Origin of the sequence: Pseudomonas sp. RIT409 (assembly GCF_003052515.2) — a bacterium.
GTDB lineage: Bacteria > Pseudomonadota > Gammaproteobacteria > Pseudomonadales > Pseudomonadaceae > Aquipseudomonas.
On sequence record NZ_QARE02000018.1, the window covers coordinates 18,033 to 36,558 of the forward strand.

Sequence of the window (18,526 nt, forward strand, 5' to 3'; positions counted from 1 at the left end):
ACCCCTGGGACCGCGCGGGGCGTTCCCCAACCGGGTAGCGGGCCGTCCCGCTGTTGTACGCGTTGCACGAAGGCCGTCCCTCGCGCCAGAACCTCATTTCAGACAGCGCGAGGCGCTCAATCCCACACCAGCAGTTCGGCAGGCGTCGGGTTGTAACCGTTGCAGGGGTTGTTCAATTGCGGGCAATTGGAGATCAGCACGATCACGTCCATCTCCGCGCGCAGTTCAACGTATTTGCCCGCGCCGGAAATCCCGTCCTCGAACGTCAGCCCACCTTCGGCCGTCACTGGCACGTTCATGAAGAAGTTGATGTTAGGGCTGATGTCGCGCTTACCCAGGCGACCATCGTAGGCACAGGCGCGCAGGTAGTTGTCGCGGCAACTGTGCATATGGCGTTTCTCGAGGGCGTAACGCACGGTATTGCTTTCTTGCGCGCAGGCGCCCCCTAAGGTGTCGTGACGCCCGCAGGTGTCTTCGACGATGGTCAGCATGGGGCGCCCAAGGTTGGAATACAGCACGCTGCCTTTACTGAGGTAGACGTTGTTCTGCCGACGCAGTGTGCGTTGCACGTCGTAGCGTTCGCGAGGGTTGGCCAGGCTGTAGAACAGCGTGTCGACGGCCTGATTGCCTTCCAGATCCAGTAGGCGCAAGGTCTGCCCGGCCTTGAGTTCGGTCAGTGAAGGCTCACCGGCCGGAATGCGGGTGATGGACACGGGGGCAAGCGTGTGGTGGTGGGCGGGTGCAGTCGTCATGGCGGGCCTCCTCAGGCGAACAGTCGGTCGGTGTTGATGAAGCCGCGTACGTTTTCTTCGCGGGACGTGCGGCAGTGTTCGGCGACGCTGGCGTCGGCCTTCATCCAACTGAGCTTGACCGGCTGAGGTGCGTACACAGGGTTGGGGTCCATCGGGTGTTGCAAGGCGGTCAACACCACCAGCGTGTCCATGGGGGCGTAGAGCTCGATGTAATCCCCGGCTTGCGAATTATCCGCAGCGAACGCCAGCGTGCCGTGATCGTCGACGTCGACCCGGCTGAACAGGTTGAGGGTCATCAGCAGGTCAGGCAGGCCCAGGCCCCATTTGCCCATTTCCACCAGCAGGTTGTCGGCGCCGTTGCGGAAAAAACCGTTGCGCAGTTCCTGGTAGCGACCCTGGCCATATTTCTGTGCCACTTCATCGGCGCACAACACGCCACCGATGCTGTCGCTCCAGCCACAGGTGTCTGCGGTGATCGCCGCCAGCACCCGGCCCATGTCCGAGTACAGGCAATGGCCACGGGTGAGCTTGGCGGTGTGCTGGCATTTGAGGCTGTCGGGCAGGTTCAAACGCTCGGTTTTCTCGTGGGCGTTGAACATCGTCAGGCTGACGTTGGCGTTGCCGTTGAGGTCGGTGAGGCGCAGCAGCTCCCCGCGCTTGAGCACGAAAGACAAGTGACCGCCGCCAGGTAACACATCTTCAGCGAATACGGGAAATACAGAGGTGGAATCAGTCATGAGGAAATCCTTCAGGCCGTTTGCAGCGATTCAAGGGCCGCACGGGCGGCGCGGCGGTCGCTGTTCAGGGGAATGTCGTAAGTGATGCGGGCGCCGTAAGCACCAGGCGCATGTGGATCGTGGCGGACTTTGTCGAACACCATCAGGCGCGTGCCCAGGTTGAAGCCTTCGGAGAGGTCGTGGGTGACCATGAACACCGTCAATTGCGTCTCGCGCCACAGCTCCAGCAGCAGGGCGTGCATATCCTTGCGAATGCCTGGATCCAGCGCGCCGAACGGTTCGTCGAGCAGCAACACGCGAGGCTGCATGATCAGCGCCTGGGCGATGGCCAGGCGTTGTTGCATGCCGCCAGAAAGCTGGGTGGGGTATTTGTCCAGAGCGTGCCCCAGGCCAACCTTGTGCAGCAGCGCTGCCGCCTGTTCCCGCGCCTCGCGCTTGGCTTTGCCGAACAGGCGACCGAGGAGCGCCGAGCGAGGCAGCTCCAGGCCCAGCGCGACGTTGTTCAGCACGGACAGGTGCGGGAACACCGAATAACGCTGAAACACCACGCCGCGACTGGCATCGGGTTCGTTCGCCAGGGGCTGGCCATCGAGCAGGATCTGGCCCTTGCTGGGTACTTCCTGGCCCAGTAACAGGCGCAGAAAGGTCGATTTACCGCAGCCCGATGCGCCCACCAGCGTGCAGAATTCACCTTCGGCAATGCTCAGGTCCAAGCCTTCCAGGACCACTTGGTCGCCGTATTGCTGCCAGACGTTTTTGACCGAAATGAAGCTCATGGCCGCGCCCCCTCGTACCAGGGAAAGGCTTTGCGGGTCAGCGCCTTGAGCCCCCAATCCATCAGCCAGGCGAGGAGGGTGATCCACACGACGTAGGGGACAATCACGTCCATCGCCAAGTACCGACGCACCAGGAAGATCCGATAACCCAGACCGTCCGTGGACGCGATGGCCTCGGCCGCAATCAGGAACAACCACGCCGACCCCAGCACCAGACGCAGCGAAATCAACAGCCGCGGCAGCAGTTGCGGCAAGACCACCCGAAGAATCAGCGTCCAGGTCGAGGCGCCCAGGGTCTGCGCCTTGATCAGCAACTCAACGGGTATTTCCCGGGCCCGCTGCTCTAGGTCTCGGGCCAGCACGGGGGTGATGCCAATGACGATCAGCATCACTTTCGACAACTCGCCCAGCCCGAAGACGATGAACAGAATGGGCAGGATGGCCAACGGTGGCACCATCGACAGCACCGTCAGCAGCGGTGACAGTGGCGCCCCGAACAACGGCAGCACGCCCGAAGCGATGCCCAGGCAAAGCCCGACGACGGCACTGATGGCCAGGCCGACGCCCAAGCGTTGCAGGCTGGAGGCGGTGTCCTGCCAGAGCAGGTACTCACCGGTGCGTGTATCCGGAACGACCGCCACACGTTTGATTGCTTCCGTCATTTGCACCGCGCTGGGCAGCAACTTGTCGTTGGGGTTTTCCGTCAGCCGTGTTGCCGAACCTGTGAAGTACGCGAACAGCAACAGGGCGAACGGCAGGATCACCAGGATCAGGCGGCTGGCACCGTCCGGACGGCGGTTAATTAGGCGCATCTGTAAATACCTGTATGAAGCCAATATTTACAACTTGCCGTCAGCAGCCATCTGCACGTAGCTCGGGTCGAAGTGCAACTTGAGGTTGCCCTTGTCGCCCTCGGTCGCGTTATTGGCGAAGGTCATGCCCACGGCGCTGGAATCCTTTGCACCTTCGCCGAGCAGGCCGTGCTCGAACGAGAAGTCCGCGACCTTGCGCATCGTCGTTTGCAGTTCCTTGCTGGTGGCGAAGGTGAGCGCCTCTTGCGGGGTAGCGAACAGTTTGGTGGTGTCCAGTTGCGACTGGAACCCGGCCAGATCGGTCCCTGAAGCTTTCGCCATGTGCTCCAGCGCTTCCTTGGCCTGGGCATTCTTCGCATTCATCAGAGCCACGACTTCGAACCAGGCGCCGGTCAGCGCTTTGCCCAATGCAGGGTTGTCTTTAAGGGTCTGCGTGTTGACCACCATCATGTCCATGATCTCGCCCGGGATCTTGCTGGAGTCGAACACCTCGGTGACGCCAGGCTTGGCTTTGATCTCCGAGAGCATCGGATTCCAGGTCGTGACGGCCTTGACCTGCGGCGTGTCGAACGCTGCCGCGATATCGGCGTCGGAGGTGTTGACGACTTTCAGGTCTCTTTCGGTCAGGTCCACCGAGTCCAGCGCGCGGGCCAGCAGGTAGTGGGAAACGGACAGCTCTACCAGATTGACGTCCATGCCCTTGAGGTCGGCGACCTTCTTGCCTTCTCCTTTGAGCACAATGCCGTCATTGCCATTGGAGAAATCGCTGACCACCAAGGCCGTGCTCTCTACGCCACCGGCGGCCGGAATGGTCAGCGCGTCCATGTTGGTCATGGTGCAGCCATCGAACTGGCCAGCGGTGTACTGGTTGATCGATTCGACGTAGTCGTTGAGCTGGGTGACTTTGACCGTGATGCCGTATTTCTTGGCCCACTTGTCGACGATTCCCTGAGTGCCTGCGTATTCCCACGGCATCCAGCCCGCGTAGATGGTCCAGCAGACGTTGAAATCTTTTTTCGGGGCGGCGACGGCCGACAGGCTGATAACAGCAAAGGCGCTCGCGGTGAGCAAACGGACCAGACGGGACTTGTGCATGAATAACCTCCAGTAGCGAAAAGGGCGGGCAGGAGCACGGCGACACCACTGGTGTCCTGTCTCCCGGGCTTTTATCCCGCCGTGTAACCTCTACTGGAGGTCGCCGACTCTCGGACCAGCCACCTGCTCGTTCGAACAGGCCGGAACCCTAGTCGGCTATTGCAAATTGTGGTGCCGCGAACCTGAAATGCTCCTGCACGGCAACTGCCAAGCGAGAGACGTGCCAACCTCGCAGCTCGCCGGTTTTCAAGGGCTGCGTCGCTGATTAGGATGACATCGATTGGCCGTCTGCATTCGACTGGTGCGCTGCGCCTCTTAACAGTGCGTCAGGCGTGCGTCCCATTGCCTCCTCAACTCGCTGGCAGAGCATCGTTAAATCCAATAACTGTGGCATCGTTTGATTTTGTATTGTTTTTTTACAATGTTTTGCTTGATTGATAGTTATATGACACTTCGTCCGATCATTCAGCCAATGAGGCACCCGGTGTTCTTTTTACTGTCTTAAAGTTTGTCCTCTCACTTGTGTTGGAGGACGCCGACCAGCGCCGCTGGTTCGAGCGCCACCGCGGTCCAGGAGGCCGCCATGTATCGACGAAGCTTGCTCACCGTATTGATGACCTTGTCTCTGGCAGGATGTTACGGAGGCTATTACGAATCGGAGACCTATACGCAGCCGGTCTATAGCAGTGGCTACAGCAGCGGATATGTGTACGACGGCTATCGCACCTATGGGGCGCCCGGGGTTTATGGCTCATCGGTCTACTACGCCTCGCCACGCTATTACTCGGCGCCCCGTTACTATTCACCGCCTCGGTATTACGCGCCGCCACCTCGTTATTACGGGCCTCGCCCCGGTTACGGCGGACCTCGTCCGGGCTATGGCGGGCCTCGGCCTGGCTACGGTGGCGGTTATTGGAATGGGGGCGGCTCCGGTTACAGGCCGCCACCCGGGCCAGGTCCTCGCCCTGGTGGCCCCGGTCATGGCTGGAATGGTGGTCCCGGTGGCCGTCCGGGCGGACCCCCGGGCAGACCTCCGGGAGGAAACTTTCGCCAGGACGGCAACTTCGGCCGCGGTGGTCACGGCGGGCCAGGCGGTGGAAATCGCTGACACATGACCGTTCGGCGCTCTGAGGAGCGCCGTTTTCGTTTAGAGCATTTGCCTGGCCTGGACCTGTCCTTTCGCGTTTCATCCGTTTCCGTATCAATACCCCGACAGATCTGCCAGCGGATGTCGGCCTTCCCACACCTTTTCGAAATGGGCCTCGACCACTGCTGATGGAATTTTTGCCACGTCCTGCCAATGCCAGTGGGGGTGATGATCCTTGTCGATCAATCTGGCGCGGACACCTTCGGCAAATTCCGGGTGACGACAGCAATTGAGGCTCATCGTGTATTCCATCTGGAATACCTCGGCCAATGACAGGTGCCGAGCCCGTCGGATCTGCTCCCACACCAGCCTGGCCGTCAGCGGGCAGCCTTCGGTCAGGGTTTTGGCGGCTTTGGCGATCAGCGCGTCCTGCGCGTGCATTTGCTGCTTGAGTGCCTCCCACGCGTTTGCGGCGTTGGCCACATCCAGCCATTCATCGATCTGTTGACGACGTGGCAACCATTGCGCTGCAGGCATGTTGCTGTGCGCCTCACGGTGCAGCGCCTTGAACAGGCTATTGAGCTGCACGCCTGTCTGTTCTTGCCAATTCAGCTGCAACAGACGATCGATCATTTCGTCCTGTTGCTCGTCGAGCAGGAAGCGATCGGCCAGGTCGAGGTCCAACGCGTCCCGGCCATTGATGTGGGCCCCTGTCAGCCCCAGGAACAACCCCAACTTGCCCGGCAACCTGGACAGAAACCAACTGGCACCCACATCGGGATACAGGCCGATGCTGATCTCCGGCATTGCCAGCCGACTGCTCGGCGTGACGACTCGAATACTGGCGCCCTGCAACAGCCCCATACCGCCGCCGAGTACGTAGCCGTGCCCCCAGCAAATGAGCGGTTTGGGGTAGGTGTGCAGTGCGTAGTCCAGCCGGTATTCCGCGGCGAAGAATGGGCCGGCGAGGGGCGGGACCTTCCCCGGTGCGTTGCGTCCCGCCTCCACCAGCGCACGCACATCACCGCCTGCACAAAAGGCCTTCTCGCCGTTGCCTCTGAGCAGCACGCAAACGATCTGTGGGTCGCTGGCCCAGACATCGAGACGATCCTGCAGCGCCAGAATCATCGGCAGGGACAGCGCGTTCAGTGACTTTTCCGCGTCCAGTGTGGCGATCCCCAAACGCGCTCCGTCGGTTGCAGTCAATTCTTCGAATTGCAAGTTCATCGTGACCTCGTGTGCATGTGGCAGACGTGCAGCAAAGCTGTGAGTCCGAACCTCGGCGGGAAGTTGCACCCCGTCGTGTGCACTGGAGTGTAGGAAAGGCGCCGGGTGCTGCGCTGGAAATAATTCGCCGCAGCCCCTAAAGTCCGCGCATTGTTTTTCCGGATAAGACCATGACCGACGACGACCGCATCAAGCTGGAGCCCAGCTGGAAACAGGCCCTGCGCCAAGAGTTCGAAAAACCCTATATGGGAGAACTGCGTGAGTTTCTGCGCCAGGAACATGCTGCCGGCAAGGAAATTTATCCGCCAGGCCCGCTGATCTTCAACGCATTGAACTCGACGCCACTGGACCACGTGAAAGTCGTCATTCTCGGTCAGGACCCCTATCACGGTCCGGGCCAGGCCCACGGCTTGTGTTTTTCAGTGCAGCCAGGGGTGCCTGCACCGCCATCGCTGGTCAACATCTATAAAGAGTTGAAACGCGACCTCAACATCGATATCCCCCCTCACGGCTACCTGCAATCCTGGGCCGATCAGGGCGTCCTGATGCTCAACACGACCTTGACCGTGCAGCGGGCGAACGCGGCGTCTCACGCAGGGAAGGGGTGGCAGCACTTTACGGACAAGATCATCGAAACCGTCAGCGCCCATCAGCCGCATTTGGTGTTTTTGCTCTGGGGCTCGCATGCCCAAAGCAAAAAGAAGCTCATCGATGCGTCCAAGCACCTGATCTTGACCGCCGTCCATCCTTCGCCCTTGTCGGCGTACAAGGGCTTCATTGGGTGCGGGCATTTCGGCATGGCCAACAAGTTTCTGCAACAGAACGGGCTGACGCCGATCGATTGGCGACTGCCGGAGAGCGTTTGAAGGGCATTGACGTGTAGGGAGCGCGTTATAGAACCGGCTTGCGATTCCAATTGACGTGTAGGAGCGCGTTATAGAACCGGCTTGCGATTCCAATTGATGTGTAGGAGCGCGCTTGCCCGCGACTGGGGTGTGCCATGAACGAGGACGTTGGCTGACACCCTGCTGTCGCGGGCAAGCGCGCTCCTACAAGGGTTCCGTCATAGGACCGGCTTGCGATTCCAATATCGGAACAGCGGCTCGGCCAGGAACAGCACGAACAGCAACCGCATCACCTGCATGGCCGTCACCAATGGCACCGACAGCTGCAACACCTCTGCCGTCAGGCTCATCTCGGCAATCCCGCCTGGCATCATCCCCAATGTGAGCGAGCGCAGGTCCAGGTGTGTCGCCAGGCTGAGTAGCCAGGCGCACCCTGCGGCAATGCTCATCGTCAGCGCGGTGCCCACTAATGTGCGCGCAAGGAAGGACGGCGCGCGACGAAAGAATGCGCGGTTGAAATGACAGCCCAGTCCGCTCCCGATCAACCACTGGCCGATCTGGCTACCACCATTGGGCAGGCCGATATGCAGGTCGAAACCGACGCTCACGATCGCGCTCACCAGCAACGGGCCGAATAACCAGGGGTTGGGTTGCTTCAAGCGCTGCCAACCCCACGCGACGAGCGCGCCGAGCGGGAACAGCACCGCCAGCCATGACCAGTCGACGGAAGTCACGTGGGTGGCTGGGCTGCCATTGCCCATCAGGTATTTGAAGATCGCCGGGACGCAGAGCACGACCGCCAGGACCCTGAGGCTCTGGCCGGCCGCCACGTTGCTGAGCACAGCGCCGTTGCGGGCCCCCAGATTGACCATCTCACCCGAACCTCCGGGCATGCTGGAGAAAAATGCCGTGGCGCGGTCTTCGCCGGTGCGCAACATCAGCCATACGCCGACAACGCTGGAAACGCTGGTCACCAGCGCGCCGATAAAGATCAGGCCGAAATGGGAAAGGACTTGTTCGATCACGGTAGGGGTGAAGTGCAGACCGATGCCGATCCCGACCACCCACTGGCCGCATTTGCGACCGCCCGGAATTTCAGCGAGCTGCCATGGGGTCAGGCAGCGAACCAGAATGATGGCGAGTAACGAGCCCACCATCCACGGTAAGGGCCAGCCGACCTGGCTGGCGAGGAATCCCCCCAGCAGGCCGACCAGCGGCGTTCCCCACCACGTTCTGAACGGGCGGTCAGGCATCGGCCAGAGCGCGACGCTGAAGCGAGCGCTTGCGCCAGATGCGCAGCAATGGCAGCACCAGCATGAACAGGGTCACCACCCACACACCCAGGGTGATCGGGCTGGACCACAGGATGTCCATCGAGCCGTTGGAGATGGACAGCGCGCGACGCAGGTTCTGCTCCATCAGCCCGCCCAGGATGAAGCCCAGCAGGATGGGTGACAGTGGGAAATCCAGCTTGCGCAGGATGTAGCCGAAGATGCCGATGCCCACCATCAGGAACAGGTCGAAGGTGGTGGCGTGGACGGCATAGACACCAATCCCCGTAATGATCGCGATGACCGGCACCAGCGCCCAATTCGGCACGGCCAGGATACGGGTGAAGATGCGGATCATCGGAATGTTCAGGATCACCAGCATGATGTTGGCGACGAACAGCGAAGCGATCAGGCCCCAGACGATGTCCGGCTGCTGTTGGAACAGCAATGGGCCGGGCGTGATGTTGTAAAGCGACAGTGCGCCAATCATCACCGCCGTGGTACCCGAACCTGGGACACCCAGGGTCAGCATCGGAACCAGTGCGCCGCATGCCGTTGCACCAATGGCGGTTTCAGGTGCTGCCAGGCCGCGCATGTCGCCTTGTCCGAATTTACCGCTCGCGCCGGCGATGCGCTTCTCGGTCATGTAGGTGACCGCGCTGGCCAAGGTTGCACCGGCACCCGGGAGCACACCCATGATGAAGCCCATCAGGCCACAGCGGATATTGACCACGAAGACCGAGCTGGCTTCCTTGAAGTTGAACAACATGCGCCCGGTGGCCTTGACCGCTTCCTGACCGCGATGGGTTTTCTCCAGCAACAGCAGGATTTCGCTGATCGAGAACAGGCCCAGAACCAGCACCACGAACTGGATGCCGTCTGCCAGGTGGATGTTGTCCCCGGTGAAGCGATACACGCCGCTGTTGGCATCGATCCCAATGCTCGACAGGAACAGGCCGATCAGCGCCGCGATGAACGTCTTCAGCGGCCGGTCACCCGCCATGCCACCCAGGCAGACGATCGCGAAGACCATCAGGACGAAATATTCGGCGGGCCCAAACGCAATCGCCCATTTGGCCAGAAGTGGGGCGAACATCACCATGCCGCAAGTGGCGATCAGTGCACCGATGAACGAACTCCATGCCGACAACGACAGGGCGACCCCCGCCAGCCCTTGACGGGCCATCGGATAACCGTCCAGCGCCGTCATGACGGTGGAGGCCTCGCCCGGAATATTGAGCAGGATCGAGCTGATGCGCCCGCCGTATTCGCAGCCCAGGTAAACGGCGGCCAGCAGGATCAATGCCGATTCCGGCGGCAGGCCCAGTGCAAACGCAATCGGGATCAGCAGCGCGACGCCGTTGATCGGCCCAAGGCCTGGAAGCAGGCCGACGATGGTGCCGATCAGAGTGCCGGAAAGGGCGGTCACCAGGTTGTACGGGGTCAACGCGACGCCGAAGCCCTGGCCAAGATAACCAAGCGTATCCATATCAGTTCTCCAGAACGTCGAGCAGGCCAAGAGGCAAAGGCACATCCATCACTTTGTCGAAGAGCACGTACAGCAAAATGCTCATCAGCGTGGTGATGACGATGCTTGGCAACCAGCGCCCACCATAAAGCCGGGCCATGGGAATGCCGATCAGGATACTGCTGAGGACGAAGCCCAGCGGCTCGAACAACCCCGCGAACACCAGCAGCAACAGTATGCAAATGCTGATCTTGATCAGCGTCGGACGGTCCAGCGGGGGCTCGTCTTCGGAGTGCTTGATGGGCGTCGGACGGAACAGCAGGTACAGCAGTGAGATGCCCATCAAGCCCAGCATCAGCAGCGGAAACGCACGCGGGCCGACAGGTTCATAGGAAAACGGGGCCTGATAGGGCCAGGCCATGAGTGCCAGGCCAACACAGGCCAACAGCAGCACGAAGGCAAACAGTCGTTGCAAGACCATGGAAAACTCCCGGGTGGCGCCACCGCGCAGGCGGCGCACCCTTCAGTCAGTCAATAGAGAGCCGGTCGTTGGGGTCAATCACTGAATCAGGCCGAATTCCTTGGCCAGCATCTTGTATTGAGCGACTTGCTTTTTCACGTAGGTATCCAGTTCCGGGCCGGTCATGGCGAACGGGAACAACTCGCGTTGATCGCGCAACTTGGCGAAGTCTTCCGAAGCCAGCAGCTTGTCGAACGACGCTTTCCACCATTCGTAGTCTTCATCGGAGACTTTCGGGCCCAGGTAGAAGCCGCGAACCACTGGCCAAACGATGTCGTAACCCTGTTCTTTGGCCGTCGGAATGTTCTTCATTTCCGGCTCGTCCAGGCGCTCCTCGGAGAACACCGCCAACAGGCGCATGTCACCGCTCAGGATGTGCGGCATGGAGTCGGAGATGTCGGTGGAACCCACTTGGATGTGGCCGCCAAGCAAGGCGGTCGCGATTTCGCCGCCGCCTTCGAGGGCCACGTAGCGCAGGTCGCGAGGGTTGATGCCCGCGGCTTTGGCGATCAGGGCCGTTTGCATCCAGTCTTGGCTGCCGACGGTGCCGCCGGAACCGATCACCACCTTGCCTGGGTCGGCTTTCAGTGCCTTGACCAGGTCGTCCAGGGTTTTGTAGGGCGAGTCGGATTTCACGGCGATCGCGCCATAACTGGTGCCGACGGCTGCGAGCCAGCGCACTGCGCTTTCATCGAAGCGACCGAACTTGCCCTGCGCCAGGTTCAGCAACGAACCGCTGGACCAGGCCACAAGCGTGCCGGCGTCCGCAGGGCGCTGAGCGACCACGGCGTTGTAGGCCACGGCACCCACGCCACCCGGCATGTAGGTGACGCGCATCGGTTTAGTCAGGATTTTCTCGTTGACCAGCGCGCTTTGTGCCAGCTTGCACGTCAGGTCGAAACCGCCGCCTGGCGAGGCCGGGGCGATGCATTCGGGACGGTTGGGCTCCGCAGCCCAGAGTTGAGTGGCGACCAGCATGCAGCTGGCAGCGACGCTGAAACGGCGCAACGATAGGTTCATGGTCAGTCTCCGACGGAGTTGTTTTTGTTTAGGCGTTCGGTGGTCGATCAGGCAGAGGGTCGGCAGCGTGAGTCGCTTGCCGGGATCAGGAACGGGGACGTGACGATGCACTGCGCTACGCGGCAGCGAAGTGTACTCAAAACAGAACGGGATTCGGACGGCGCGGTGGCCGAAGATTGCAGTGATGGCATCACTCAGGACTCCGATATTGTTTTTATTGTTGAAAACGCATCGAGGCGTTTTTCGTCACGACCCTGGGGTTAAGAAAGCGGCAGAACGCGCAATCGTAACGAGTCGTAACCAGATGCTAAGCCGTGAAGCTTTCATCAACCTTTCAGCTACCTTTCATGAAGCTTTCATTAACGGTTTTTTGCGCGGCACTGGCTGTTTTCGACGTGTTCCAGGCCTTCACAGACGGCGCCGCGCCTGTAAACTCCGCCCCCACCCAAGCCTCAATCGGGAGAAACCGATGCGTGTCCTGCTCGTCGAAGACCATTTGCAACTGGCTGAAAGCGTCGCGCTGGCGCTCAAGAGCAGCGGCCTGAACGTGGATGTTCTGCACGACGGCGTGGCCGCCGATCTGGCTTTGAGTAGCGAGGAATATGCGGTAGCGATTCTCGATGTCGGCCTGCCGCGCATGGACGGTTTCGATGTACTGGCCCGACACCGGGCGCGGGGGAAGAACACCCCCGTGCTGATGCTGACCGCCCGCAGTGACGTGAAGGACCGGGTCCATGGCCTGAACCTGGGCGCCGACGATTACCTGGCCAAGCCGTTCGAGTTGTCCGAGCTGGAAGCGCGGGTCAAGGCGCTGCTGCGTCGCAGTGTGCTCGGGGGGGAGCGTCAGCAGCGTTGTGGTGTGCTGGTCTACGACCTGGACACGCGCCGCTTCACCCTGGGCGAAGAGACCATGGCCCTGACCTCCCGCGAGCAGTCTGTACTGGAGGCGTTGATCGCCCGTCCGGGACGGGTCATGAGCAAGGAGCAACTGGCGTCCCAGGTCTTTGGCCTGGACGAGGAGGCCAGTGCCGACGCCATCGAGATCTACGTTCACCGGCTGCGCAAGAAACTCGACGGCCATCCCATTGCAATCGTGACATTTCGCGGTCTGGGCTACTTGTTGGAAAGTCGTGATGCTTAACCCTTTTCCTTCCGCGGAGAACAGCCTGCGTTGGCGTCTGCTCTGGAACCTGGGGTTGCTGTTGGTGATGCTGATGATCGCCAGCGGGCTGAGCGCCTACTGGAACGGGCGGGAAGCCGCCGACACCGCGTACGACCGCACCTTGCTGGCCTCGGCACGTACCATCGCGGCGGGTTTGTCGGAGCGGGACGGCACCTTGAGTGCCGATGTGCCTTACGTCGCCCTCGATACGTTTGCCTACGACAGTGCCGGGCGGATTTATTACCAGGTCAACGACATCAACCAAAAGTTGATTTCAGGTTACGAGAACATTCCGCCGCCCCCGCCCGGGACACCCCGCACCGATGCTTATCCCGCGTTGGCCAAGTTCTACAGCGCGCGCTATCAAGGTCAGGATGTGCGTGTGGTCAGTTTGCTCAAGGCGGTGAGCGAACCGAACATGAACGGCATCGCCGAGGTTCGTGTGGCCGAGACAGAAGAGCAGCGGGTGAACATGGCGCGCAGCCTGATGGCCGACACGCTGTTGCGCCTGGGCATGTTGGGCAGCGGCGCGTTGTTGTTGGTGTGGTTCACGGTCAGTGCCGCGCTGCGCCCGCTGGATCGCCTGAGCGCGGTGGTGGAAGAACGCCAGCCCGACGATCTGCGCTCCCTGCCCATGGTTCAGGTTCAGCACGAACTGCGTCCCCTGGTGAGTTCGCTCAACCACTTTACCGAACGGTTGCGCCTGCAGTTCGAGCGCCAGGCGCAATTCATTGCTGATGCGGCCCATGAGCTCCGTACCCCGTTGGCGGCGCTCAAGGCGCGGCTGGAACTGGGGCTGCGAGATCAGGACCCCGCCATGTGGCGCGCCACGCTGGAGAACGCGGCTACTGGCACCGATAAGCTCACGCACTTGGCCAACCAGTTGCTTTCGCTGGCCCGTATCGAAAACGGCGCTCGCGCCATTGCCGAAGGCGGCGCACAACGGCTGGACCTCAGCCAACTGGCCCGTGAACTGGGCATGGCCATGGCGCCCCTGGCCCACAAACGCGGCGTTGCCCTGGCGCTGGAAGCGGACCAGCCGGTGTGGCTGAAAGGCGAACCGACATTGCTGAACGAACTGCTGAGCAACCTGGTCGACAACGCGCTCGCGCACACACCGCCTGGGGGTAACGTGGTCCTGCGGGTGCATGCGCCTTGCGTGCTGGAGGTGGAGGACGACGGGCCGGGTATTCCGCTGCACGAGCGTGATCGGGTGTTCCAGCGTTTCTACCGGCGCAACCAGCAAAGCCAAGGGGCAGGCTTGGGATTGGCGATCGTGGGCGAAATCTGCCGAGCGCATCTGGCGCAGGTCACACTGCACGATGGCGCGCAGCGCGGCCTCATGGTTCGTGTGAGTTTCACCGCCGGGGAGACGGGGGGCACGTAGGCCTGCGGGTGGGCGTTGTCACGGCGGGCGGATGCGTTGGTGGCTAAGTGGAAGGGTTGGCCATGCCCTCAGTAGAGCAGTGTCATGGCCTCGTTCATCTGCCCGATCAACCGACCATCCGCCATGTCCAAGCCGAGTTGGCTGGCCGCAGGCATCCTGATGACGTCCAGATTGGAATAGGCCCTTCCCGTCGCTTCATGGACATGCACGGTGGCGACCTGCACCAGATCGACATAATCGGCTTGTTCTGAAACACGGTCGAAGTTTTGAAACTGCCTTGGCACGATGGCCAATGCTTCCGGGAAATCCCATGAGTGCAACAGTCGTTCGCCGATGATCGGATGGATGCGCTCGATGACGTGATTGAGGCTGATCGGGTCGGCGAGCAATTCGAAGTTGTCTTCCGCGTAGGTCAGGATCGGTAGCACCCCGATCAGGTGAATCAAACCTGCAAGCGTCGCTTTGTCGGGTTTCAGATGTGGGCGGTGCGCGCTCAGGAAATTGGCGACGCCCGCCACCTGCAGGCTCAGCTTCCAGATGTCGCGCATCTTGGTTTCGACCACCTCCGACTTGGCGTGGAACATCTGTTCCACTACCAGGCCGATCGCCAGGTTGCAGCTGTAATTGACACCCAGCCGACGTACCGCGGTCAGCACGTCGCTGACTTCGAAATTGGGCCGCAGAAGGGGGCTGTTCACCACTTTGATCAGCCGGGCAGACAATGCGGTGTCGCTGCCGATGACCTTGCTCAACTCGGCAATGCTAATTTCCGAGTCTTCCGCCGCAAGGCGGATTTTCATCGCGACTTCTGGAAGCGTTGGCAGAAACAGAGTGTCCTTTTCGATCGCCTTGGTCAGGTCCGTCTGCACCTTGTCAGCCATACTGCTCATATAGGGTCTCTGAAAGTGCGTTCAGGCCAATCCCGCGCCGCAGGGCGGCACAGGGCAGACAAGATGGGGTCAACGCTGCGTTTCAAGCTTTGCGTCCAGGGTATAAGGCAGCTCGTCCAGACGCAGTTTCGGGCCTTGTGCCGTACCGAGGTGGACGTTTCCGTCTTCAACCGCATCCGCCTGCAGCACTGCCAGCAGTTCGATGTGCGAGCCTGCCTTGGCCGCCATCACGACATTGCCGACCGAGCTGCCGTGCACCGGCGAGAACAGCTCGACGCCCGGTTCCGGCACTTCGGTGCCTTCCAGCGACAAGCGGTACTGACGACGCTTGAGCTTGCCCAGGTACTGCATGCGCGCAACGATTTCCTGACCGGTATAACAGCCTTTTTTGAAGCTCACGCCGCCAACGGCTTGAAGGTTGATCATCTGGGGGATGAATTCTTCACGGGTCTGCAGGAACACTTGGCCGATGCCGGCACGGATCTGCCCCAGCAGCCAGTCGTTCAGCGCGCCTTCCGGTACGTCGGCCGCCAGGCGGCCTTGGATGTCGGCAGCCCGCTCGGCAGGGGCCCAGAGTTCGACGCGGGACGGGGAGACGCGAATGGCGATCAGGCCGTCGGCACGCGCTACGGCGTCAGTGTCCGGTGCCAGCGCCAGGCCGAAGCGGGTCAGCGCGGCGTCCGCATCGCTCAGGCCGAAGCGCGCCCAGGCGCTGCTTTCGTCGGTCAGTTTCGATTTGGAAAACACCGCGTATTTGCGTAAGTCGAGCAACTGCGGCTCGATCAGTTCCCGGGCCATGGCCAGCACAACCCCGTCGCCCTCCAACAGGATGCGGAAACTGGACTGCATGCGACCCTTTTGGGTGCAGCGGGCGCCGAGCGAAGCCTTGGCATCACTCAGGTAATCCATGTTGCAGGTCAGTTGGCCTTGAAGAAACTTGCTGGCGTCCGCGCCGCGAACGGCGAGCACACCTTCGTGGGAGAGTGGGCAGAAAAAAGCTGAGTCGGCCATGAGTCATCGCAGGGGATAGAAGTCTGGGGCACCATCATAGTGCCCCGTGAGGGGAAATGGGTATATCCGAATGCTGATATTGGAGCGGCGTAAAAACCTGCGACTAACTGCGAGTACGCCGCGGCACGATGCGCCTGTATACTCGCCGGCACATTTGAGGAGCCTTCCATGGTCGAAGAAATTGAACTCAACCGTCTGTTCTGGCACAGCCGTCGCGGCATGCTGGAACTGGACGTTCTGCTGGTACCGTTCGTCAAAGAAGTCTACCCCTCGCTAAACGATGTCGACCGCGCGCTCTATCGTCGCCTGCTGGAATGTGAAGATCAGGACATGTTCGTCTGGTTCATGCAGCGTGGCGAGTCGGAAGATGCCGAGCTGCAACGCATGGTTCGCATGATCCTGGACCGTGTCCAGCCGAAATGACCGTTTCGAGTGTCATTGGCAGCCTTCCAAGGCGCTGCTGACGGCCTATATCGCCACCCAGGGGCTGGCATTGGTCTCGCTGGGTTTTCTGGACATTCCGCCATGGGCCAGACTGGTCGGCGTTCTGCTGTGCCTGCTTCACGGCCTGCGAACCTGGCCATCGCTGGTCGCTAGCGAGCAGGCCTTCATGGCCTTGCGTCGCGACGGTGCCGGCTGGCACTTGTGGAGCCGGCAGGGGGGGTGGCAGGCGGTTCAGCTGCGTCCCGACAGCGTCGCATTGCCAGGTCTGGTGCTGGTCAGGTTTCGCCTGGTCGACCAAGGGTGGCTAGGTCGACGCTGGGTCAGAAGCGTCTGCATTCCGTGGGACGCCATGACGCCGGACGATCACCGACGCCTGCGATTGCGCCTGAAGTTCAGCCGCAGAAGGTGGGCGGTACCAGAATAGTGTCCAGTGCTTCTGGCAGCTGCGCAGGGTAGTCCAACGTGTAATGCAGCCCGCGACTTTCCTTGCGCGCCATGGCCGATGCGATCATCAACTCGGCCACCTGGGCCAGGTTGCGCAACTCGATCAGATCGCGGCTCACCTTGTAGTTGCTGTAAAACTCATCGATTTCATCCAGCAACAAGCGCACGCGGTGCTGCGCTCGCTGCAAACGCTTGTTGGTGCGAACGATACCGACATAGTCCCACATGAAGCGCCGCAACTCGTCCCAGTTATGCGCAATGATCACGTCTTCATCCGAGTCGGTCACCTGGCTGGCGTCCCACAGCGGTAACGCGGGCCGTCGGGTCACGGCGGGCAGGCGGTCAACGATGTCGGCGGCGGCCGATCGGGCGTACACGAAACACTCCAGCAACGAATTGCTGGCCATGCGGTTTGCACCGTGCAGCCCCGTAAAGCTGGTTTCGCCGATCGCGTACAGATTGGGCACATCGGTACGTCCGTGCTGATCGACCACCACACCGCCACAGGTGTAGTGCGCTGCCGGCACCACCGGAATCGGCTGACGCGTGATGTCGATGCCAAAGGTCAGGCAGCGTTCGTAGACCGTTGGGAAATGCGTCTTTACGAAGGCTTCAGGCTTGTGGCTGATGTCCAGATAGACGCAGTCGACGCCCAATCGCTTCATCTCATGGTCGATGGCCCGCGCGACGATGTCGCGAGGCGCCAGTTCCGCGCGTTCGTCAAAACGCTGCATGAAGCGCTCGCCATTGGGCAGCCTCAGATAGGCTCCTTCACCGCGCAATGCTTCGGTGATCAGGAAGCTCTTGGCTTGGGGGTGGTAGAGGCATGTGGGATGGAATTGATTGAATTCCAGGTTGCCCACGCGACAACCGGAGCGCCATGCCATGGCGATGCCATCGCCGCAGGCACCATCGGGGTTGCTGGTATAAAGGTAGACCTTCGCGGCTCCCCCCGAAGCAAGGACGGTGAACCGTGCGCTATGGGTGTCGACTTCGCCGGTGTTTCGATCCAGCACGTAGGCGCCCACGCAACCTGTGCCGTCCAGTCCCAGCCGCCGTTCGGTGATCAGATCCACCGCCACGCGCTGTTCGAGCAATTCGATATTCGGCCTGCCTTTGGCCTGCGCCAGTAACGTGCGGAAAATCGCAGCACCGGTGGCGTCGGCCGCGTGAATGATGCGGCGATGGCTGTGGCCCCCTTCGCGGGTCAGGTGGAATTCGAATCCACCATCCACGACGGCTGACGAATCGTCTCGGGTAAAAGGAACGCCCATGTCGATCAGCCATTGAATGGCCGCTCGGCTGTGCTCGACGGTGAACCTAACGGCCTCCTCATTGCACAGGCCGCCACCGGCGTTGAGGGTATCTTCAACGTGGGACTGCACCGTATCGGCGTTATCGAGGACCGCTGCCACACCGCCTTGTGCCCAAAAGGTCGAGCCATTGGCCAGGTCGCCTTTGCTCAATACCGCGATGCGCAGATGGTCGGGCAGGGTGAGGGCGAGGCTCAACCCTGCCGCGCCGCTGCCGATGACCAGAACGTCATGCTGAAAATGTCGACTCATTATTGTTTTTCCG

The 18,526-nt window shown here is 61.1% G+C and carries 19 protein-coding genes and 1 riboswitch; of the genes, 6 read left to right on the forward strand and 13 right to left on the reverse strand.

Annotated features, from left to right (window positions below; all coding sequences use genetic code 11):
• Positions 1-116 precede the first annotated feature (116 nt).
• Genes DBP26_RS20310 through DBP26_RS20330 form a run of 5 tightly spaced genes read right to left on the reverse strand, consistent with a single transcriptional unit; the run spans position 117 to position 4,172 of the window.
• A complete protein-coding gene (locus DBP26_RS20310) occupies positions 117-752 on the reverse strand; it encodes an urea amidolyase associated protein UAAP2 (RefSeq protein ID WP_108239314.1) in 636 nt (211 codons plus the stop codon).
• A gap of 11 nt (positions 753-763) precedes the next feature.
• The gene (locus tag DBP26_RS20315) at positions 764-1,489 is read right to left on the reverse strand and encodes an urea amidolyase associated protein UAAP1 (protein ID WP_108239315.1); all 726 of its coding nucleotides are present in this window, start codon (positions 1,487-1,489) and stop codon (positions 764-766) included.
• Between the two features lie 11 nt (positions 1,490-1,500).
• Positions 1,501-2,265: an ABC transporter ATP-binding protein gene (locus DBP26_RS20320; protein ID WP_108239316.1), complete on the reverse strand. Its 765-nt coding sequence runs from the start codon at positions 2,263-2,265 to the stop codon at positions 1,501-1,503.
• On the reverse strand, positions 2,262-3,077 hold the full coding sequence (locus tag DBP26_RS20325; protein ID WP_108239317.1) for an ABC transporter permease: 816 nt from the start codon (positions 3,075-3,077) through the stop codon (positions 2,262-2,264). Before DBP26_RS20325 ends, DBP26_RS20320 begins: the two co-directional genes overlap by 4 nt.
• 27 nt (positions 3,078-3,104) lie before the next feature.
• On the reverse strand, positions 3,105-4,172 hold the full coding sequence (locus DBP26_RS20330) for a putative urea ABC transporter substrate-binding protein (protein WP_108239318.1): 1,068 nt from the start codon (positions 4,170-4,172) through the stop codon (positions 3,105-3,107).
• A gap of 58 nt (positions 4,173-4,230) precedes the next feature.
• Positions 4,231-4,335, reverse strand: a riboswitch (guanidine-I (ykkC/yxkD leader).
• Between the two features lie 420 nt (positions 4,336-4,755).
• Here DBP26_RS20330 and DBP26_RS20340 point away from each other — a divergent pair.
• Positions 4,756-5,280, forward strand: a complete 525-nt coding sequence (locus tag DBP26_RS20340; protein ID WP_108239319.1) for a hypothetical protein — start codon at positions 4,756-4,758, stop codon at positions 5,278-5,280.
• Positions 5,281-5,373: 93 nt separating this feature from the next.
• Here DBP26_RS20340 and DBP26_RS20345 read toward each other — a convergent pair whose 3' ends face one another.
• On the reverse strand, positions 5,374-6,486 hold the full coding sequence (locus DBP26_RS20345; protein ID WP_108239320.1) for an enoyl-CoA hydratase/isomerase family protein: 1,113 nt from the start codon (positions 6,484-6,486) through the stop codon (positions 5,374-5,376).
• Between the two features lie 170 nt (positions 6,487-6,656).
• On the opposite strand from DBP26_RS20345, the gene ung reads away from it, so the two are divergent.
• Complete coding sequence (gene ung / locus DBP26_RS20350) at positions 6,657-7,352, forward strand: uracil-DNA glycosylase (protein WP_108239321.1); 696 nt, start codon at positions 6,657-6,659, stop codon at positions 7,350-7,352.
• Positions 7,353-7,549: 197 nt separating this feature from the next.
• Here ung and DBP26_RS20355 read toward each other — a convergent pair whose 3' ends face one another.
• The 4 genes from DBP26_RS20355 to DBP26_RS20370 all read right to left on the reverse strand — a co-directional run bounded on the left by DBP26_RS20355 (position 7,550) and on the right by DBP26_RS20370 (position 11,616).
• Entirely contained in the window at positions 7,550-8,584 is a 1,035-nt protein-coding gene (locus tag DBP26_RS20355) for an AbrB family transcriptional regulator (protein WP_108239322.1), read from the reverse strand.
• Positions 8,577-10,091 carry a tripartite tricarboxylate transporter permease gene (locus tag DBP26_RS20360; RefSeq protein ID WP_108239323.1) on the reverse strand — a complete coding sequence of 505 codons (1,515 nt, stop codon included), beginning with the start codon at positions 10,089-10,091 and terminating at the stop codon, positions 8,577-8,579. Before DBP26_RS20360 ends, DBP26_RS20355 begins: the two co-directional genes overlap by 8 nt.
• Before the next feature lies 1 nt (position 10,092).
• Positions 10,093-10,551, reverse strand: a complete 459-nt coding sequence (locus DBP26_RS20365) for a tripartite tricarboxylate transporter TctB family protein (RefSeq protein WP_108239324.1) — start codon at positions 10,549-10,551, stop codon at positions 10,093-10,095.
• A gap of 78 nt (positions 10,552-10,629) precedes the next feature.
• A complete protein-coding gene (locus DBP26_RS20370) occupies positions 10,630-11,616 on the reverse strand; it encodes a tripartite tricarboxylate transporter substrate binding protein (protein ID WP_177411098.1) in 987 nt (328 codons plus the stop codon).
• A 463-nt stretch (positions 11,617-12,079) separates the two neighbouring features.
• Between DBP26_RS20370 and DBP26_RS20375 the strand changes: the two genes are divergently transcribed.
• Both DBP26_RS20375 and DBP26_RS20380 read left to right on the forward strand, forming a co-directional pair.
• On the forward strand, positions 12,080-12,751 hold the full coding sequence (locus tag DBP26_RS20375; RefSeq protein ID WP_108239326.1) for a response regulator: 672 nt from the start codon (positions 12,080-12,082) through the stop codon (positions 12,749-12,751).
• A complete protein-coding gene (locus DBP26_RS20380) occupies positions 12,744-14,159 on the forward strand; it encodes a sensor histidine kinase (RefSeq protein WP_108239327.1) in 1,416 nt (471 codons plus the stop codon). The genes DBP26_RS20375 and DBP26_RS20380 overlap by 8 nt, the downstream gene beginning before the upstream one ends.
• Before the next feature lie 68 nt (positions 14,160-14,227).
• Here the strand turns inward: DBP26_RS20380 and DBP26_RS20385 are convergent, their stop codons facing one another.
• Positions 14,228-15,049 (reverse strand): HDOD domain-containing protein, encoded by an 822-nt coding sequence (locus DBP26_RS20385; protein ID WP_108239328.1) that lies wholly within the window; start codon positions 15,047-15,049, stop codon positions 14,228-14,230.
• 69 nt (positions 15,050-15,118) lie between these two features.
• The gene (locus tag DBP26_RS20390; protein WP_108239329.1) at positions 15,119-16,060 is read right to left on the reverse strand and encodes a folate-binding protein YgfZ; all 942 of its coding nucleotides are present in this window, start codon (positions 16,058-16,060) and stop codon (positions 15,119-15,121) included.
• Positions 16,061-16,228: 168 nt separating this feature from the next.
• Between DBP26_RS20390 and DBP26_RS20395 the strand changes: the two genes are divergently transcribed.
• Together DBP26_RS20395 and DBP26_RS20400 are read left to right on the forward strand one after the other, a co-directional pair.
• Complete coding sequence (locus tag DBP26_RS20395) at positions 16,229-16,483, forward strand: succinate dehydrogenase assembly factor 2 (protein WP_108239330.1); 255 nt, start codon at positions 16,229-16,231, stop codon at positions 16,481-16,483.
• Positions 16,467-16,928 carry a protein YgfX gene (locus tag DBP26_RS20400; protein WP_108239331.1) on the forward strand — a complete coding sequence of 154 codons (462 nt, stop codon included), beginning with the start codon at positions 16,467-16,469 and terminating at the stop codon, positions 16,926-16,928. Before DBP26_RS20395 ends, DBP26_RS20400 begins: the two co-directional genes overlap by 17 nt.
• Here DBP26_RS20400 and nadB read toward each other — a convergent pair.
• On the reverse strand, positions 16,897-18,513 hold the full coding sequence (gene nadB, locus DBP26_RS20405; protein WP_108239332.1) for an L-aspartate oxidase: 1,617 nt from the start codon (positions 18,511-18,513) through the stop codon (positions 16,897-16,899). The genes DBP26_RS20400 and nadB overlap by 32 nt on opposite strands.
• Positions 18,514-18,526 lie beyond the last annotated feature (13 nt).

What these genes read in the sequence shown, in the direction of transcription:
- DBP26_RS20310 (WP_108239314.1), bottom strand. Translation starts at nt 752, where the DNA reads ATGACGACTGCACCCGCCCACCACCACACGCTTGCCCCCGTGTCCATC.
- DBP26_RS20315 (WP_108239315.1), bottom strand. Translation starts at nt 1,489, where the DNA reads ATGACTGATTCCACCTCTGTATTTCCCGTATTCGCTGAAGATGTGTTA.
- DBP26_RS20320 (WP_108239316.1), bottom strand. Translation starts at nt 2,265, where the DNA reads ATGAGCTTCATTTCGGTCAAAAACGTCTGGCAGCAATACGGCGACCAA.
- DBP26_RS20325 (WP_108239317.1), bottom strand. Translation starts at nt 3,077, where the DNA reads ATGCGCCTAATTAACCGCCGTCCGGACGGTGCCAGCCGCCTGATCCTG.
- DBP26_RS20330 (WP_108239318.1), bottom strand. Translation starts at nt 4,172, where the DNA reads ATGCACAAGTCCCGTCTGGTCCGTTTGCTCACCGCGAGCGCCTTTGCT.
- DBP26_RS20340 (WP_108239319.1), top strand. Translation starts at nt 4,756, where the DNA reads ATGTATCGACGAAGCTTGCTCACCGTATTGATGACCTTGTCTCTGGCA.
- DBP26_RS20345 (WP_108239320.1), bottom strand. Translation starts at nt 6,486, where the DNA reads ATGAACTTGCAATTCGAAGAATTGACTGCAACCGACGGAGCGCGTTTG.
- ung (WP_108239321.1), top strand. Translation starts at nt 6,657, where the DNA reads ATGACCGACGACGACCGCATCAAGCTGGAGCCCAGCTGGAAACAGGCC.
- DBP26_RS20355 (WP_108239322.1), bottom strand. Translation starts at nt 8,584, where the DNA reads ATGCCTGACCGCCCGTTCAGAACGTGGTGGGGAACGCCGCTGGTCGGC.
- DBP26_RS20360 (WP_108239323.1), bottom strand. Translation starts at nt 10,091, where the DNA reads ATGGATACGCTTGGTTATCTTGGCCAGGGCTTCGGCGTCGCGTTGACC.
- DBP26_RS20365 (WP_108239324.1), bottom strand. Translation starts at nt 10,551, where the DNA reads ATGGTCTTGCAACGACTGTTTGCCTTCGTGCTGCTGTTGGCCTGTGTT.
- DBP26_RS20375 (WP_108239326.1), top strand. Translation starts at nt 12,080, where the DNA reads ATGCGTGTCCTGCTCGTCGAAGACCATTTGCAACTGGCTGAAAGCGTC.
- DBP26_RS20380 (WP_108239327.1), top strand. Translation starts at nt 12,744, where the DNA reads ATGCTTAACCCTTTTCCTTCCGCGGAGAACAGCCTGCGTTGGCGTCTG.
- DBP26_RS20385 (WP_108239328.1), bottom strand. Translation starts at nt 15,049, where the DNA reads ATGAGCAGTATGGCTGACAAGGTGCAGACGGACCTGACCAAGGCGATC.
- DBP26_RS20390 (WP_108239329.1), bottom strand. Translation starts at nt 16,060, where the DNA reads ATGGCCGACTCAGCTTTTTTCTGCCCACTCTCCCACGAAGGTGTGCTC.
- DBP26_RS20395 (WP_108239330.1), top strand. Translation starts at nt 16,229, where the DNA reads ATGGTCGAAGAAATTGAACTCAACCGTCTGTTCTGGCACAGCCGTCGC.
- nadB (WP_108239332.1), bottom strand. Translation starts at nt 18,513, where the DNA reads ATGAGTCGACATTTTCAGCATGACGTTCTGGTCATCGGCAGCGGCGCG.